At 45.1% G+C, this 16235-nt stretch carries 13 protein-coding genes, 1 pseudogene and 1 riboswitch; of the genes and pseudogenes, 6 read left to right on the plus strand and 8 right to left on the minus strand.

Annotation, left to right across the window (positions count from 1 at the left end):
• Window positions 1-104: 104 nt before the first annotated feature.
• From malT to Xish_RS09535, 6 genes are all read left to right on the plus strand, one after another.
• Complete coding sequence (gene malT, locus Xish_RS09510) at window positions 105-2819, plus strand: HTH-type transcriptional regulator MalT (RefSeq protein WP_099117662.1); 2715 nt, start codon at window positions 105-107, stop codon at window positions 2817-2819.
• Between the two features lie 236 nt (window positions 2820-3055).
• On the plus strand, window positions 3056-4309 hold the full coding sequence (locus Xish_RS09515; protein WP_099117663.1) for a class-III pyridoxal-phosphate-dependent aminotransferase: 1254 nt from the start codon (window positions 3056-3058) through the stop codon (window positions 4307-4309).
• A complete protein-coding gene (locus Xish_RS09520) occupies window positions 4303-5364 on the plus strand; it encodes a zinc-dependent alcohol dehydrogenase (RefSeq protein WP_099117664.1) in 1062 nt (353 codons plus the stop codon). The genes Xish_RS09515 and Xish_RS09520 overlap by 7 nt, the downstream gene beginning before the upstream one ends.
• A gap of 25 nt (window positions 5365-5389) precedes the next feature.
• Entirely contained in the window at window positions 5390-6046 is a 657-nt protein-coding gene (locus tag Xish_RS09525; protein WP_099117665.1) for an HAD family hydrolase, read from the plus strand.
• 130 nt (window positions 6047-6176) lie between these two features.
• Window positions 6177-7328, plus strand: a complete 1152-nt coding sequence (locus Xish_RS09530) for an MFS transporter (RefSeq protein WP_099117666.1) — start codon at window positions 6177-6179, stop codon at window positions 7326-7328.
• A 14-nt stretch (window positions 7329-7342) separates the two neighbouring features.
• A complete protein-coding gene (locus Xish_RS09535) occupies window positions 7343-7942 on the plus strand; it encodes a DUF1349 domain-containing protein (RefSeq protein ID WP_099117667.1) in 600 nt (199 codons plus the stop codon).
• Window positions 7943-7960: 18 nt separating this feature from the next.
• Here the strand turns inward: Xish_RS09535 and thiH are convergent, their stop codons facing one another.
• The 8 genes and pseudogenes from thiH to Xish_RS09575 form a co-directional block, all read right to left on the minus strand.
• Complete coding sequence (gene thiH / locus Xish_RS09540) at window positions 7961-9085, minus strand: 2-iminoacetate synthase ThiH (RefSeq protein ID WP_099117668.1); 1125 nt, start codon at window positions 9083-9085, stop codon at window positions 7961-7963.
• Window positions 9082-9852 (minus strand): thiazole synthase, encoded by a 771-nt coding sequence (locus Xish_RS09545; protein WP_099117669.1) that lies wholly within the window; start codon window positions 9850-9852, stop codon window positions 9082-9084. Before Xish_RS09545 ends, thiH begins: the two co-directional genes overlap by 4 nt.
• A 20-nt stretch (window positions 9853-9872) precedes the next feature.
• Complete coding sequence (gene thiS / locus Xish_RS09550) at window positions 9873-10088, minus strand: sulfur carrier protein ThiS (RefSeq protein WP_099117670.1); 216 nt, start codon at window positions 10086-10088, stop codon at window positions 9873-9875.
• The gene (locus tag Xish_RS09555; RefSeq protein ID WP_099117671.1) at window positions 10085-10870 is read right to left on the minus strand and encodes a HesA/MoeB/ThiF family protein; all 786 of its coding nucleotides are present in this window, start codon (window positions 10868-10870) and stop codon (window positions 10085-10087) included. The genes thiS and Xish_RS09555 overlap by 4 nt, the downstream gene beginning before the upstream one ends.
• Complete coding sequence (thiE, locus tag Xish_RS09560; protein WP_099117672.1) at window positions 10864-11538, minus strand: thiamine phosphate synthase; 675 nt, start codon at window positions 11536-11538, stop codon at window positions 10864-10866. Before thiE ends, Xish_RS09555 begins: the two co-directional genes overlap by 7 nt.
• Complete coding sequence (gene thiC, locus Xish_RS09565) at window positions 11522-13498, minus strand: phosphomethylpyrimidine synthase ThiC (RefSeq protein WP_099117673.1); 1977 nt, start codon at window positions 13496-13498, stop codon at window positions 11522-11524. The genes thiE and thiC overlap by 17 nt, the downstream gene beginning before the upstream one ends.
• Window positions 13499-13645: 147 nt before the next feature.
• Window positions 13646-13769, minus strand: a riboswitch (TPP riboswitch).
• Window positions 13770-13910: 141 nt separating this feature from the next.
• Window positions 13911-15293: an amidase gene (locus Xish_RS09570; RefSeq protein ID WP_099117674.1), complete on the minus strand. Its 1383-nt coding sequence runs from the start codon at window positions 15291-15293 to the stop codon at window positions 13911-13913.
• Window positions 15294-15395: 102 nt separating this feature from the next.
• Window positions 15396-15873, minus strand: a pseudogene (locus Xish_RS09575) (transposase family protein); the annotation flags it as partial.
• Window positions 15874-16235: the final 362 nt, after the last annotated feature.

The raw sequence follows: 16235 nt of genomic DNA on the forward strand, positions 1-16235 counted from the left end.
CGTAAATGAATGCTAATGTGTAAGTGACTTAATAGTGTCAAAAAGAATTCAGGTATCAGTTTTATTCGTTGCTTTTATTCATTGCGTGTGAGGGGAGAAATTTAATGCTTATCCCATCGAAACTCAGTCGCCCCCTTCGACTCAATAATATGGTTATGCGGGAGCGTCTGTTAGAAAAGTTCAATGAAATTCAGGATTATCGACTGGTATTGGTAACCAGTCCCGCAGGGTATGGTAAAACTACCTTGATGTCACAATGGGCTGCCGAACAGGAACATCTAGGGTGGTATTCTCTTGATGATAGTGACAATCAGCCAGAACGTTTCGCTAGCTATTTGATTGCAGCCATTCAGCAGGCAACGCAGGGGCACTGTGTGAAAAGTGAAGTACTGGCTCAGAAACATCAATATGCCAGTTTACCTGCATTGTTTGCACAATTATTTATTGAGCTTGGAGAATGGCAGCAACCTATTTCTCTGGTGATCGATGATTATCATCTGATAGTGAATGGGCTTATCCATGAAGCAATGCGCTTTTTTCTCCGCCACCAACCAGAAAATTTAACCTTGGTGCTTCTATCACGCCATTTGCCATCGTTGGGAATTGCCAATTTACGTGTGCGTGAACAGTTATTGGAGATTGATAGCCAACAGTTGGCTTTTGATTATCTGGAAACACAGCAATTTTTTGCCAAGCGGTTAGCCAATCCATTGGATTCTGAACACTGCAAACAGTTATGCAATGACGTTGCTGGGTGGGCAACAGCTTTGCAGTTGATAGCCCTTTCTGCCCGCCAATCCGGCAATGCAACGGAAATTTCAGCAAAGCGCCTTTCAGGGATTAATGCCGGTCATCTTGCTGATTATCTGGTGGACGAGGTTTTAAATCGAGTGGATCAGAAGACGCGGAGTTTCTTGCTGCATAGTTCTATTTTGCGTTCCATGAATGATGGTCTGATTATTTGTCTGACGGGAGAAGAAAATGGTCAGCAACGTTTGGAAGACATTGAACGCCAAGGATTGTTTATCCAGCGCATGGATGATTCTGGAGAGTGGTTCTGTTTTCATCCCTTGTTTGCTTCATTTCTGCGCCAACGTTGCCAATGGGAAATGGCAACCCAATTACCCGAATTACATAGAGCGGCCGTAAAAGGGTGGCTGATGCAGGGATATCCGGGGGAGGCTATTCATCATGCTCTGGCAGCAGGAGATACTATCTTATTGCGTGATATTTTGTTGCAACATGCGTGGGAGTTATTTAATCACAGCAAACTCTCCCTATTGGAAGAGTGCATGAATGCACTGCCATATGAACAGTTGCTGGAAAGTCCTCGTCTTGTTCTGTTGCAAGCGTGGCTGGCGCAAAGCCAGCATCGTTACTATGAGGTAAATGCATTATTGAATCAGGCAGAACAATCACTAAAGCAGAAGCAAATCGCCATTGAGCCGGAATTGCTGGCAGAATTTGATGCCCTGAGAGCGCAAGTGGCGATGAATGATGGACGACCCGCTGATGCTGATGTTTTGGCTGAAAAGGCGTTGGCTAACTTACTTCCAAATAATCAATATGGCCGTATTGTAGCGATGTCAGTAAAAGGAGAAGTATTGCATTGCAGTGGTCAGTTGGTCGGTGCATTAGCATTAATGAAGCAAACGGAGCAACTTGCCCGCCTGTGCCATGTTTATCACTATGCTTTATGGGCGCTATTACAACAAAGTGAAATTTTGCTGGCACAAGGTTATTTGCAGGCCGCTTATGATACCCAGTCCCATGCTTTTGATTTGATCCGTGAACAGCATCTGGAACAGTTGCCGATGCATGAGTTTCTATTGAGGATCCGTTCACAACTTTTGTGGTGTTGGGCTCGTATTGATGACTCAGAAGAGGCTGCTCGCCAAGGGTTGGAAGTGTTGGACAATTACCAGCCACAGCAGCAGTTACAATGTCTTACCCAACTAACGAAATGTTCTTTGGTGCGAGGTGATATCGATAATGCTCGCCGCTACTTAGCCCGCTGCGAAAACTTACTGAGTAATGGGCAGTATCACCGCGATTGGAGAACGAATACTGACGAGTTGCGTGTCATTATTTGGCAGACTTTGGAAGATAGCAATTCCTTGATCCAATGGTTAGCACAGGCAGAACGGCCAGAGAGCTTTTGTAACCATTTTAATCAAAATCAATGGCGCAATATTGCACGAGCCAAAATCTTATTAGATCAGTATGAAGAAGCTGAATCTATTTTGGTGAAATTGAATGAATATGCCAGAAAATTGGTGTTGGTCAGCGATTTGAACCGTAATCTTCTGTTGTGTAATTTGCTTTATTGGCAGCTTGGACGCAAGGCTGAGGCTCAGGATGTTTTGATAGAAGCCTTGAATTTAGCGAATTGCACAGGGTTCATCAGCCATTTTGTTATTGAAGGTGAGTTGATGGCTTTACAATTGCGCCAGCTTATCCAATTGAATATCTTGCCTGAAATGGAACAGCATAGAGCTCAACGTATTCTGCGAGAAATCAATCGCCAGCACCGGCATAAATTTGCCCATTTTGATGAAACGTTTGTAGAACAATTGCTCACTCATCCTGACGTGCCTGAACTTATCCGCAATAGTCCACTGACTCAGCGTGAATGGCAGGTGTTGGGGTTAATTTATTCTGGTTACAGCAATGATCAAATTGCTACAGAGCTGGATGTGGCAGCGACTACGATAAAAACCCATATACGTAATTTATATCAAAAAATGGGAATTACTCATCGGCAAGAGGCTATTCAGCAGGCTCAGAAATTAATGCAAATGATGGGATTGGGCGTTTAGTTATTAATTTCTAAATGTGATTTGTTCTGCATTTAATATAATTAATAAATATTAGTGAATAATCATATGATTTTTCAGATTTAAATTAAATTTTAAATTTGCTTAATATTTTTTATGGTATTTTCGTGATCGAAATAAAATTTGGATGTGCTTAATCTAGTCTCATCACAGTAGGTATGGCTTTTCGTTGTTTTATAAAACTAGTCGTTTAATGTAACTAATAGTGGTGAGACATTATGGAAAACAAAAACCAGCTTGAAAGCATGCTTTCTCGTTTTATTGGTCATGGCCCTTATTTGAGCATTGATGGTGAAAAATATATTGATGCGGCATCAGGAACGTTTAATTTGCCGCTCGGTTATACGAATAATCGGATTGCTGAAAAACTCAAACAACAAATTGACAGATGTACACATTTGAGCTCGGCTTATACACGTGAAATGTCACAATATATTTTGAGTAAATTGATTAAATATACACCTGAAGGTGTTGATCGCATCTGGCTGAGAGATGTTTCCGGATCGGGGGCTGTTGAATGTGCTATCCGCATTGCACAAAAATCAACGGGACGCTCAGGCGTTATTTCGCTCTTTCTTGCCCATCATGGGCAGTCTCTTGCAACTGCACAAATTTCCGGTAATGCCTTCAGAATTAAAGAGTTCCATATAAATATTGATGGCTCGATAAAAATTCCTGCACCAGCCAGTGTTCTGGCAGGGCAATCACAGCCGAGTGGAGAGCAATTTGTCGATTTAGAGCAGTTTATTCAGTTAGGCTCTAATGACAATATTGCATGTCTGATTATTGAACCGATTCAGGGGAATGGCGGAAACATGGTTTTCCCTGTGGCTTTCTACCAGAGGATCAGGGACATTTGTCATCAACATGGCATCATCATTATTGCAGATGAAGTGCAAACAGGTTTTGGTCGCACGGGTACGTTCTTTGCGTCAACGGGTTACGCTAAAGCACTGGAGCCAGATATTATCGTTTTTGCCAAGGGAGCTGGCGGAATCGGTATTCCCACTGGTGGTGTATTGATGCGTCGTTCATTGGATATATTGGAATCATTTGAACATTCCAGTACCTCTGGTTCTAACCCGCTCTCTTTGGTCGCTCTCAACGAAATTATCGATATTATTGAAGATGAGCACGTTTTAGAAAATGTGCAACAAAATGAAGCTTATTTGCGTGATGGTTTATTGAAATTACAGCATCAATATCCAGAGATCACGGGAGTAAGAGGTGTGGGATACATGTATGGATTTGATACACCAACCCCAGAGTTTGCCGCACAGGCCATCGCCACTGCCAATCGTCATCACTTGATCTTGCGTGGTTCCCGTTATGGCAAAGGAAGAGCAATCAAAGTTCGTCCACCACTGATTTGTACACAGGAACATTTGGCAGAAATTCTGCATAAACTGGATCTGACTTTCTCAGAATTAACGGCGATCGCACCGGTACGTAAGGGGGCAGTATCATGTTAGCACTTAAATATCATCAAGCCTGGGATGTTGAAATTCAGCAAGTTGAAGCTTTGTCTTGCATTGAACCCGATGATGTTGTTGTTGATATTGCCGTGTGTGGTATTTGTGGCACGGATGTGGGAATTATTACTGGTGCTTATCCTGTTGCAATATCGGGAACCACGTTGGGTCATGAAACTACGGGCGTGGTATCCCAAATTGGCAGCGGTGTGACTCAGTTTCAGGTGGGAGATCGGGTTGTCGTCAATCCAACTTACTTTTGTGGCCATTGCCGGATGTGCCAGACAGGCAGCCCCAATCATTGTGAGAGAAAATTGGGAACAGAAGCCGGAGTCTCTTATGATGGCGCGTTTGCCGGTCAATATTTGGCAAAAGAAAATTTGCTCATCAAACTGGATGATCATGTCAGTATGGAAGAAGCCTCGCTGACTGAGCCACTAAGTTGCACACTCACCGGCGTGGATAAATTAGGGATCACTCACACTAATATTCGTGCGGCAGTGGCAGGTGCTGGCCCTATGGGGATGTTATACATTTGGGCGCTGCATGAACGGGGCGTAAAAGCCTTTATGGTCGAAAAGAATGAGAGCCGAATTCAGTTTGCAAGAAATAATTTGCCGCCAGAATGCCCGTTGTACTCTAACTTCGATGAAGCTCTGACTCAGGAATATGGCAATACATCGGCTCTGATTGATTTGTGTGTGGATACAACAGGGCAATTGACCGAATATGTTTTTGACCATCTGGCACCAGGAGGTAAGTTACTGAATGTGGCTTTGAAAGACAAACATGCCAATTTGGACATTATGAAAATTGCAGATAAAAGTCTTTCAGTGATAGGTTCCATCGATTCGCTGAATAACAGTTTCGAACGTGCCTATGCCATGATCCGTGATGGCGTTATCCCTGTGGAACGTTTTATTAGCCAGATCTTTGATTTCAAAGATTACCACCAGGCTTTTCTGACGGTTGGCTGTGATATTGCGTCGAAAACCCAAGTTCCTCTCAATACACCAAACTGTAAGGTATTGATTCGTATTTCTGACCTAAAATAATGAATTGTTTTGAAGGACGATTTCGATGAATAGATGCAATGTCATTTTTGATATCGACGGAGTCATTGTCGATAGTGAACAACTGCATTTTGACGTATTGCTTGATGTATTAGGTGATGTATTGGGCGAGCAGGTATCTGCTCAAATAAATAATATCCAACCTCAGCAATTGCTCGGGCTAAGTCTGGCGGAAACGTTGGATAAAGTTGGCCTTCCTTCCGCAATGCAGCAAAGTGTTACAGAAAAAATTATTTCGCGTTACCAAGAAAAATTGTCTGCACATTACTTGCGTCCGGGGATCACTGACTTAATTGCAGCCTTGCAACAAAATGGCACTAATTTTGGGTTTGTTTCTACCGCGCCGCGCCATGTGTGTTTGGCAAATCTTAGTTTACTGGCGCTACATAAACCACCTGCCTTGATTTCTGGTGATGATGTCGAAAGAACGAAACCCTTCCCTGATCCTTATTTGGCTATGCTGAAATTGAAGAAGATGGATGTTCGGCAAACGTTGGTGATTGAAGATACGGATTTGGGGATCGCAGCGGCAAAACAGGCGGGTATTCCGTGGATATATGCCTGGCCCCATGCTCTGTCAGTGGCAGAGCAGTATGGGCAAGCTTCCCGCGTCATTGAGAAATTAACAGATATTCCGCAGTTTTCAGGGCTGAATATAAAATGATTTTTTATTGAAAAACCATATTTGGCGCTTTCCGCCAAAACTGACGGAAAGCGTTGTTCAAACGGTATGGTTTTAAAGGGTATGGTTTTAAAAGGTATGGTTTTAAAAGGTATGGTTTGGAGGAGTCAATTTGTCTGAAGAATATGCAGTCTCTTCAATAAAGCAACCTATCATAGCAACGCGAATTTCGTTTTTTATTGCGGGGTTCAGTATTGCGAGTTGGGCGCCGCTGATCCCATTGGTGAAGGAAAGGCTAGGTCTGGATGATGGTTCAATGGGGCTACTGATACTGGTGTTTGGTATTGGTTCTTTTATTATGATGCCCATCGCGGGAATGTTGGCAACCCGCTTTGGCTGCCGGAGGGTTTTTACCTTTTTTGCTTTATTGGCTGTTTTGATATTGCCGAGTTTAAGTGTGCTCTCAACCCCACTGACACTGGCTTATGCCTTGTTTGTGTTCGGTGTGGGAATTGGGGCAACAGATGTAGTTATCAATATTCATGCGGTTAATATTGAGAAAAGAGTACATCAGCCGATTATGTCGGGCTTTCACGCATTGTTCAGCTTAGGTGGGATTGCGGGCGCCGGAACTGTCAGCCTATTGTTGTTTTTGGGGATCTTACCTTTGCAGGTCACCATTGGCGTAGCGATATTCGTTATTCTGCTATTGTTGCCAACATGGTATGGCATGCTGGATAACACGGAAACGGAAGATACCCCGTTTTTTGCCTTACCGCGTGGCATTGTTATCCTGATTGGCTCTCTTTGTTTTGTCGTTTACTTGATGGAAGGCTCCATGCTGGATTGGAGTGGGATCTTGCTAAGCAGCGTACATAATATAAGCAGTCATCAGGCCGGATTTGGCTATACACTGTTTGCCATTACCATGACTACGGGGCGATTTTTGGGTGATAAAATTATTGCAGCCTGTGGATATCGGCGCGTGTTTTTAGGCAGTGCGATTTTAGCGACGTCAGGTTTTGTTCTGATCTATTTGGCATCCAGCACGACCCAGTTGGGAATTTCTTTTCTGATGATAGGGGCAGGATTATCCAATTTGGCGCCAATGTTCTTCACCGCTTCGGGCCGTCAAAAAGTGATGCCTGATGCGCTGGCGGTATCTGCCGTTTCTACAATGGGATATTCAGGGATCTTGCTTGGACCGGCCATTATTGGCGGTTTGGCACATCAGGTAACACTGCACGGTGCTTTTGCCTGTATTGCTTTACTTTCCCTTTCATTGTTAGCGGGGTATGGTTTGATTAATCCTACTAAAGAATAACAGGGTAAATATTGATGAATTTGCAGCAATGTCATTGGTTGAATGAGCCTGCTTCATGGCAGTGTCAGGGTAATGAACTTCATGTCATGACGGACAATAAAACCGATTTCTGGCGTGATACATGGTATGGTTTTCAGCGTCATAGTGGCCATGTCTTTGGTAGCTATATTGATGATTTTAACCTTGAAGAAGGCTTTACCTTTCAGTTTTGTATCGAAGGCCAGTTTGAACAGTTATATGATCAGGCGGGTGTGATGTTATTGGTGGATGAGCAACATTGGCTAAAAGCGGGTGTTGAACATTCTGATGGGCAGGCAACCATCGGCAGTGTATTAACCAATGGCTGTTCTGACTGGGCAATGGGGGTTTTCCCTGGCAATCCCAATAAGTTCTGGTTACGACTGACTTACCGTGAGGGGGCTATCAGGCTGCAATATTCCACCGATGGTGTGATATGGCCGTTACTGAGGTTGTCTCCTTTTACGGTTGATAATAATAAGCGTATTTTTGTCGGGGCGATGTGCTGCTCACCGGAACGGGAAGGATTGCAGGTGAGGTTTTCAGAGTTCAGGCTAACATCATCGTTGAAAAAGCACCTGCATGATTTAAGTTAGATCTCTATTTATCGAAAATCATCGACCTAAGTAATTATCCCAGTCTTTCCAGATGGGTTGTAAACCTGATTTGACCAAGGCTTCGGCGACCTGAAAAACAGAACGATTGTCGTGGGGAGCGAATTGTTCCAGCTCGTGGTGTTCATCAGCATAACCGCCTGGCTGGGTTTTTGAACCTGCACTGATATTGTTGATCGCGAGAGGAACAACGTGATCGCGGAAATACGGTGATTCACGGGTGGACAGCGAAAGCTCGACATCCGGTGCCAGCAGGCGGAATGCACAAATCAGTTGCACCAGTTCGGCTTCATTCATTAATGAAGCCGGCTCTATGCCGCCTGCGCAGGGACGCAGTCGTGGAAAGGAGATGGAGTAACGACTCTTCCAGAACTGTTTTTGCAGAAAAAGGAGGTGCTCCGCTACCATATAACAATCGGTTCGCCAATTGTGGGATAGCCCAATCAGAGCACCTAGCCCAATTTTATCTATTCCCGCTCGTCCAAGGCGTTCAGGTGTTTCCAGTCGCCAATGGAAATCCTGCTTTTTGCCCTTCAAATGGTGCAGTTGATAACTGGGTTGATGGTAGGTTTCCTGATAGACCATTACGCCATCCAACCCCAATGTTTTCAGTTCAGCATATTCTTCTTGCGCCAATGGCTGAACCTCCATTGAGACAGAACTGAAATGACGACGGATCAAGGGAAGATAGCGGCGAAAATAATCCATACCCACTTTGTTTTGATGTTCCCCTGTCACCAGCAGAATATGCTCAAACCCCAGTGTTTTCAGCGCAAGGCATTCTGCTTCGATCTCCTGTTCATTGAGCGTTTTGCGCTTAATGTGATTACTCATGGAGAAACCACAATAAGTGCAGTCGTTGGCACACAGATTGGAAAGATAGAGTGGAATAAAAAATCCCACGGTATTACCAAAACGTTGACGTGTGAGTTGTTGTGCGCGTTGGGCAAGTGACTCAAGATAAGGCAGTGCAGCAGGGGAGAGCAGAGCCATAAAGTCATCCAATGTCAAGCGAGCACTGTTTAGTGCATGTTCAATGTCCTGTGATGTTTTACTGTTGATGCGTAGGGTGATGTCATCCCAATCCAGTTGTTGCCAGCGCTGGCTAAATGTTCGGTTTGTCATAATATCCCCAGAAAATCGGTCAGCGGGCTGGAAGCCTCAGCGTGGGATTTTTGGCTTGCTACGCCTGCTTGATGTGAGAGTTCGCCGGCTTCAATGGCCGTTTTGAATGCCTGAGCCATCTTAACGGGATTGCGGGCAACAGCGATGGCGGTATTGACCAGTACACCATCTGCCCCCATTTCGATGGCGGCCAGCGCATGGCTCGGTGCTCCAATCCCTGCATCTACAACAACCGGCACGTTGGCCTGTTCGATGATAATTTGTAGAAAATCGCGGGTCAGTAATCCTTTATTTGAGCCGATAGGGGCACCTAATGGCATAACGGCAGCACAGCCGACTTCTTCCAATCGGCGGCACAGGACAGGATCAGCACCACAATAGGGCAAAACGATAAATCCCTCTTTGACTAGCTGTTCTGCCCCCTTTAGTGTCTCAATGGGATCAGGCAGCAGATATTTTACATCGGGGTGGATCTCCAATTTAATCCAGTGAGTTCCCAACGCTTCCCGTGCGAGGCGAGCGGCGAAGATAGCTTCTTCTGCGGTTTTAGCTCCAGAGGTATTGGGTAGCAGTTTGACGCCCAATTGTTGCAGTGGTGCAAGAATGCCATCGTTATTATTGCCGTGAAGATCGATGCGTTTCATTGCCATTGTTACCAGTTGGCTGCCAGAGGCACGGATCGCGTCGATCATTAATCCTGCATTGGCAAACTTGCCTGTTCCGGTAAATAGGCGGGATTGGAAGGGTGTATCTGCAATTTTTAACATAAAATTAACCTCCGGCAATATCAGCCACCAGCAATGGCCTGAAACAGCAAAATGATGTCCCCGTCATTAATCTGATGGGTTTGCCACTCTGAACGCGGAATAATGGTTTGATTGATAGCCAAAGCTGTACCTGATTGCGTGTGTTCTATATGTTCCGACAATTGATGTTCCAGTAATTGTTGCACTGTCATAGGTGCGTTCAGTGTCATTGACTGATCGTTGACAATAATGTTCATGCGACTTCTTTTCCTGACCGTTTTTTATCAGCCTGTCTGGTAGCGCCACAAATTGGGCACTGTGATGAGCGAGTAAGCTGTAATGTGCTCCAGCTTTGCTGTTTGCCATCAAACAGCCGGAGTTTTCCATTTAAGGAAGAAGGAAGACCTGCCAGCATTTTTATTGCTTCCAATGATTGCAAGGTGCCGATGACTCCAACGATAGGGCCTAAGATACCGGCTGTCCGGCAATTTCGGTGAGGTTCTTCTTGATTAGGATAGAGGCAGGCGTAGCAACCGTGCTGGTAAGGAGGAGTCAATACCATTAATTGCCCACTAAAGCCGACGGCACTGCCGCTGATGAGAGGTTTATTTTCTGCAATACAGGCGGCATTGATGGCATGGCGAGTTGCCATGTTGTCACAGCAATCCAAAACCAGATCGACTTGATTGACAGCATTAACCAAAGAGTCACGATTTTGCCGCACAGTTAGTGCAGTGATATTGATTTGCGGGTTTAGCTCAGCCAGTTGTTTTGCTGCTAATTGGGCTTTGTTGGCAGGGACATCTGCACTGCGATAGATGATCTGGCGTTGCAGGTTTGAGATATGCAACTTGTCATCATCTGCCAGATAAAGGTTTCCCACCCCCGCTGCCGCGAGATAGAGTGCAGCCGGTGATCCTAATCCACCAAGACCGACAATCAGCACTTTGCTGACTTTTAGTTTCTCTTGCCCTTCGAGGCCGATGTCTTCCAGCAATAGTTGGCGGCTGTAACGCATAAATTCTTGGTCGTTTAACATAAAATCCCCCGATCTTGCCCTTCAACCAGATGAAGTAATCTGGCTGTTACCTGTCGCCAATCTTTCGCTTTTGTAATGGCACTGACCAGTGCCACGCCACCGACTCCTGTTGCCACCACATCGGGTATTCGTTCCAGAGAAATGCCACCAATGGCGATAGTAGGATATTCCGGTGTGCTCTCCACCTGACGTTTTAATGCTGCAAGACCCTGTGGCGATGAGGGCATCTCTTTCGTGGTGGTAGGGAAGATATGTCCTAATGCGATATAAGAGGGGCGCAGGGATTTTGCCCGCGCCAGCTCTTGTTGATCGTGAGTAGAAATGCCCAGACGCAATCCGGCTTGCTGGATGGCATTGAGATCGGCAGTATCGAGATCTTCCTGCCCCAAATGAACGCCATAGGCATGATGCTTGATTGCCAAACGCCAATAATCATTAATGAACAAACGGGCGTTATATTGGCGTCCAAGCACAATGGCGGCCTGAATATCTTTTTCTACCTGTTCTTCCGGCTGGTCTTTGATGCGCAATTGCAGGGTTCTGACACCAGCTTCCAGTAATCGCTCAATCCACATCAGGGAGTCCACCACCGGATAAAGCCCCAATCGGGGCACGGTTGAGGCAAAAGGGGCTTGTGGGAGTGTTGGGATATCAGGCTGATTTTTCACGCGCCACCTCCTCAGCACCGTGATAGAGTTCGCTGCCACGGGAACGAAACTCTTCGGACATCTGTTCCATACCCGCAGCCTGCTCCAGTTTTGCGGCATAGTCGCGTACATCTTGCGTAATTTTCATTGAGCAGAATTTTGGTCCACACATGGAACAGAAGTGGGCAACTTTGCCGGATTCCTGCGGTAAGGTTTCGTCGTGATAAGCACGGGCAGTGTCAGGATCAAGCGCTAAATTGAACTGATCTTCCCAGCGGAATTCAAAGCGCGCCTTCGACATAGCGTTGTCACGAATTTGTGCACCCGGATGGCCTTTGGCAAGATCAGCCGCATGTGCTGCGATTTTGTAAGTAATTAGCCCCTGTTTGACATCTTCTTTGTTAGGCAGACCGAGGTGCTCTTTGGGAGTGACATAACACAACATGGCACAACCAAACCAGCCAATCATGGCGGCGCCGATGCCGGAGGTGAAATGGTCATAACCTGGGGCGATATCGGTCGTTAGTGGCCCTAATGTATAGAATGGGGCTTCGTGGCAATGCTCCAGCTCTTCCGTCATATTGCGGCGAATGAGTTGCATTGGGATATGCCCTGGCCCTTCAATCATGACTTGAACATCGTATTCCCATGCGATTTTAGTCAGTTCACCGAGGGTATGCAGTTCTGCAAATTGTGCTTCGTCATTAGCATCCTGAATTGAGCCGGGACGTAATCCATCCCCTAAAGAGAGGGATACGTCATAGGCCGCACAAATTTCACAGATTTCGCGGAAGTGAGTGTAGAGGAAATTTTCTTGATGATGGGAAAGGCACCATTTCGCCATAATTGAGCCGCCACGGGAAACAATGCCGGTCAGACGTTTGGCGGTCATTGGTACATAACGCAGCAGTACACCCGCATGAATAGTGAAATAATCCACGCCTTGCTCGGCTTGTTCCAGCAAGGTATCGCGGAACATCTCCCATGTCAGATTTTCTGCGATGCCGTTGACCTTTTCCAGTGCCTGATAAATCGGAACAGTCCCAATCGGAACTGGGCTATTGCGCAGTATCCATTCGCGGGTTTCGTGGATGTAGCGTCCGGTGGAGAGATCCATCACGGTATCTGCGCCCCAGCGGGTAGACCAAATCAGTTTTTCCACCTCTTCTTCAATAGAGGATGTGACGGAGGAGTTACCGATATTGGCATTCACTTTCACCAAAAAATTGCGGCCAATAATCATCGGCTCAGATTCAGGATGGTTAATGTTAGCGGGAATAATCGCACGACCGGCAGCAACTTCCTGACGGACAAACTCCGGTGTGATGTTTTCCGGTAAGTTGGCACCAAAACTTTGCCCTGCATGTTGCTGGCGCAAGATTTCACTGTGAATACGCTCACGCCCCATATTTTCGCGTAGTGCGATAAATTCCATTTCTGGTGTGATGATCCCTTGGCGTGCATAGTGTAACTGGGTAACCCGTTTGCCCGATTTGGCTTTTAGTGGATGCGGACGATGATGAAAGCGCAGGTGATCCAATCCGGCATCAGTAAGGCGCTGTTGCGTGAAATCGGAGCTGAGAACCGAAACAGGCTCGCTATCATTGCGTTCATCAATCCACGGTTGGCGGCGTTTAGGTAAGCCTTTCTCGACATCCAGTATGGCCGCCGGATCGCCGTAAGCGCCGGAAGTGTCATAAACGGGAACGGATTCGTTTTCCTCAAATTGGGGATTTTCTTTTGTGCCACCAATGAATGTGGGAGAAAGTTGGATCTCACGCATCGGCACTTGAATATCTTGACGTGAGCCTTCAAGGTAAATGCGCTTTGAATTGGGGAAAGTGATGCCTTGAACGGAATGAATAAATGCTTGAGCCGCGTCTCGCTGAGCCTTGCGTGGCCTTGCGGGATGGGCTTTTGGCGAAATATCCGCCGTTGGAATAACAGTATTCGAAATAACGATATCGTTGGACTTAGACATAGCAAATTCCTGACTGTGTTATCGCCTGTCTCATTGTTGATCAGGCTTAAGTTGAGAAAATTGCTTGTCTGGAGCTCGCAGGGAGTAATGGTTGATGCTGTTTGGGGTCTGTACATGTATTTGCATAAATGTACGATGACTGGCAGCGGGGTGATTACTCTTGTTCCCTTCGCGGGTATTAGCCCGATCAGGTTCTGCGGATCCCGAATTAACGGTCTCAGCCTGTGTTTACATGATGCAAGGTAAACACTAGGCACTCCGACAAGAAAACACCCCAGAGTATAAAGGGGATTATAAAAACTACAACCTAAAATTAGGGGCAGTCTCTATCGTAGTTTGCATTCCAAAACGCAGTGGCGATTTTCTTAATGACAAAGGGAACAGGTTTGATTTTTGTTTCCACAAAGATTCATCAAATAGGTGGATGAAGACTATGCCAATGAGTGACTTGCTGATAAGCCCAGCCAGCCTGTATCATCGTAACTTCATCAAAATGTGGAGCAACGATTTGGAATGCAATTGGTGTCCCAATTTTGGTTCGGCCACAAGGTAACGTGATCGTGGGGTGACCAGTAAAATTAAATGCGCTAGTGTAATATGACATATCGTTACCTTGTCCCAAAATGTCCATTACTTTATGAGTTAAGTCTGCAATTGCTATTACTGGTGAGAATATAACGTCCACCGATTCGAAAATACCGTTGATGCATCCTGTAAGGTTTGCTCTACGCGATCTCAATTTCTGATAGTCGAGAGCATTAACACTATGACCAAGATCTAATAGTTCCGCAATACCGGAGCCATATTGCTTCCTCATTAACGGAAAAGTTTTTTCATGTGCTACAGCAGCTTCAATCGAGCATATCGGATCCCAGTCTTGTGCGGCTTGAAGAGTGTCAGGCATAGTAATATCTACTAGCTTCGCCCCTAATTTGATGAAATGGTCGAGCGTTTTAGTTAGCGCTAATCTTGTGGGTTCATCTACGCGATCTAATGCCCAAGTAACATCGACACCGATACGCATATTACGCACTCCACGGGTCATCAGCGCTAAATAATCTGGTACATGGAGTGTGCTAGAGGTAGGGTCTTTCGGATCACGTCCAGCAATGGCTTGTAGCATAGCCGCAGCATCAGCCACGTTCCTGGCCATTGGGCCAATATGATCCATCGATGCTGCCAATTCAAATGCACCATAGCGACTGACACGCCCCCATGTGGGTTTAATACCAGTAATGCCATTGATAGCAGAAGGAAAGCGAATAGAACCACCAGTATCTGTACCTATGGAACCATAGCAAAGCCCTGCTGCGGTAGCAACACCTGGGCCACTGGAAGAAGCACCAGACCAGAGTTGTTCTAGCCAAGGATTAATGGGAGGTGTGAATTGTGAATGATGTTCGAAAAGAGCACCTTCAGTTTGGATTAACTTGCCGAGTAGAATAGCACCTGCAGTACGTAGTCGCTCAACCACAGTTGCATTTTCTAGAGGGATGAATTGATTAACCAGAGGCATACCGTGTGTTGTCACCACGCCTTTAGCCCACAGCAAATCCTTTACTGCCACAGGAACTCCATGTAGTGATCCACGGAACTCACCACGTGCAATCTCTTCATCGGCCATTCGAGCCTCCGTTATTGCTGATTTTTCCATTACAATGAAATAGCTATGAAGGGTAGAGTCAAGGTGCTCAATACGGTTAAGTAGTTCTCGAGTGACTTCTTCTGAAGAAATTTCTCGTGATTGAATACGTCGACCTATTGTCAACAGATCCTGATAATGTAATTCACTCATATTTGACTTCTGCCATATAATTAATCTGAATTTTGTTTACGTTAAGCCGTCATTGAAAAATCTTCTTTTGAATAGAAAACTTTTAGTGATGGTTTCTTCCATATCCATGTGGAGTTTAGTGTCATAACCACGACGTCCTATTTGCAAACCTTCCAGTGTAGCGATAATAGTTTGATATCATGGACATTAACTGGAACAACAGCCATAAGTGAGCAGACTTCGTTTGATCTCTTGCTTTCTTTTGTCTGTCGGGTTACAGCCAGTTTTTTAAGCTAAACAACCACCCAGTACTAATGTGCTCCAATCGATAGCGCCTATTTTTTCACTGGCGAGCAAGCCATTTTGCTAGAGTCGCTCAAAGATGCCTGCAGTGACCCATTCCTGAAAACGGCTATGAGCACTGCTTGAAGAACAAATTCCGGTAGCATGGCATTAAGGGCATTCCATTGACAGCGCGGTTATAAATCCGGCGACTCTGGCATCCCAAAGGATGATGGGTTTTATGTAGGGGCAGCAGGTGTTCTATTACCTGCCAGAGTTCATAAGAAATGAACCATTGTGCTATCGATTTCTTATTCATGAATAAATATCTTCTTAAATTAAAAAACGAGCTGGTTATAATATAAAATATCTCCTATTTATTGGGAGAGGATCTTAGTATTTTATCATGGTAATCAGTTATCTATATGTATCAAAATACTATGGTATACATATAAAATTAATTATATGTGGTCGCATTATGGTATCAAATAAATTATACGAAAAATAATTATTTCAAGTTTCAATTTCATTTAATGTTATTATTTAAACGTGGAAAGTCAGTGTTATTTATTTTTTTTGTTTTATATGTGTGTTGACATTATTTTTTGTTCATGTTTGAATTGAGCTAACTCTTATTCAATGTTAAGAGTTAATAAGATAAAGCACTACCTAATAATATCC

Origin of the sequence: Xenorhabdus ishibashii (genome assembly GCF_002632755.1) — a bacterium.
GTDB classification, from domain to species: Bacteria; Pseudomonadota; Gammaproteobacteria; order Enterobacterales; family Enterobacteriaceae; genus Xenorhabdus; species Xenorhabdus ishibashii.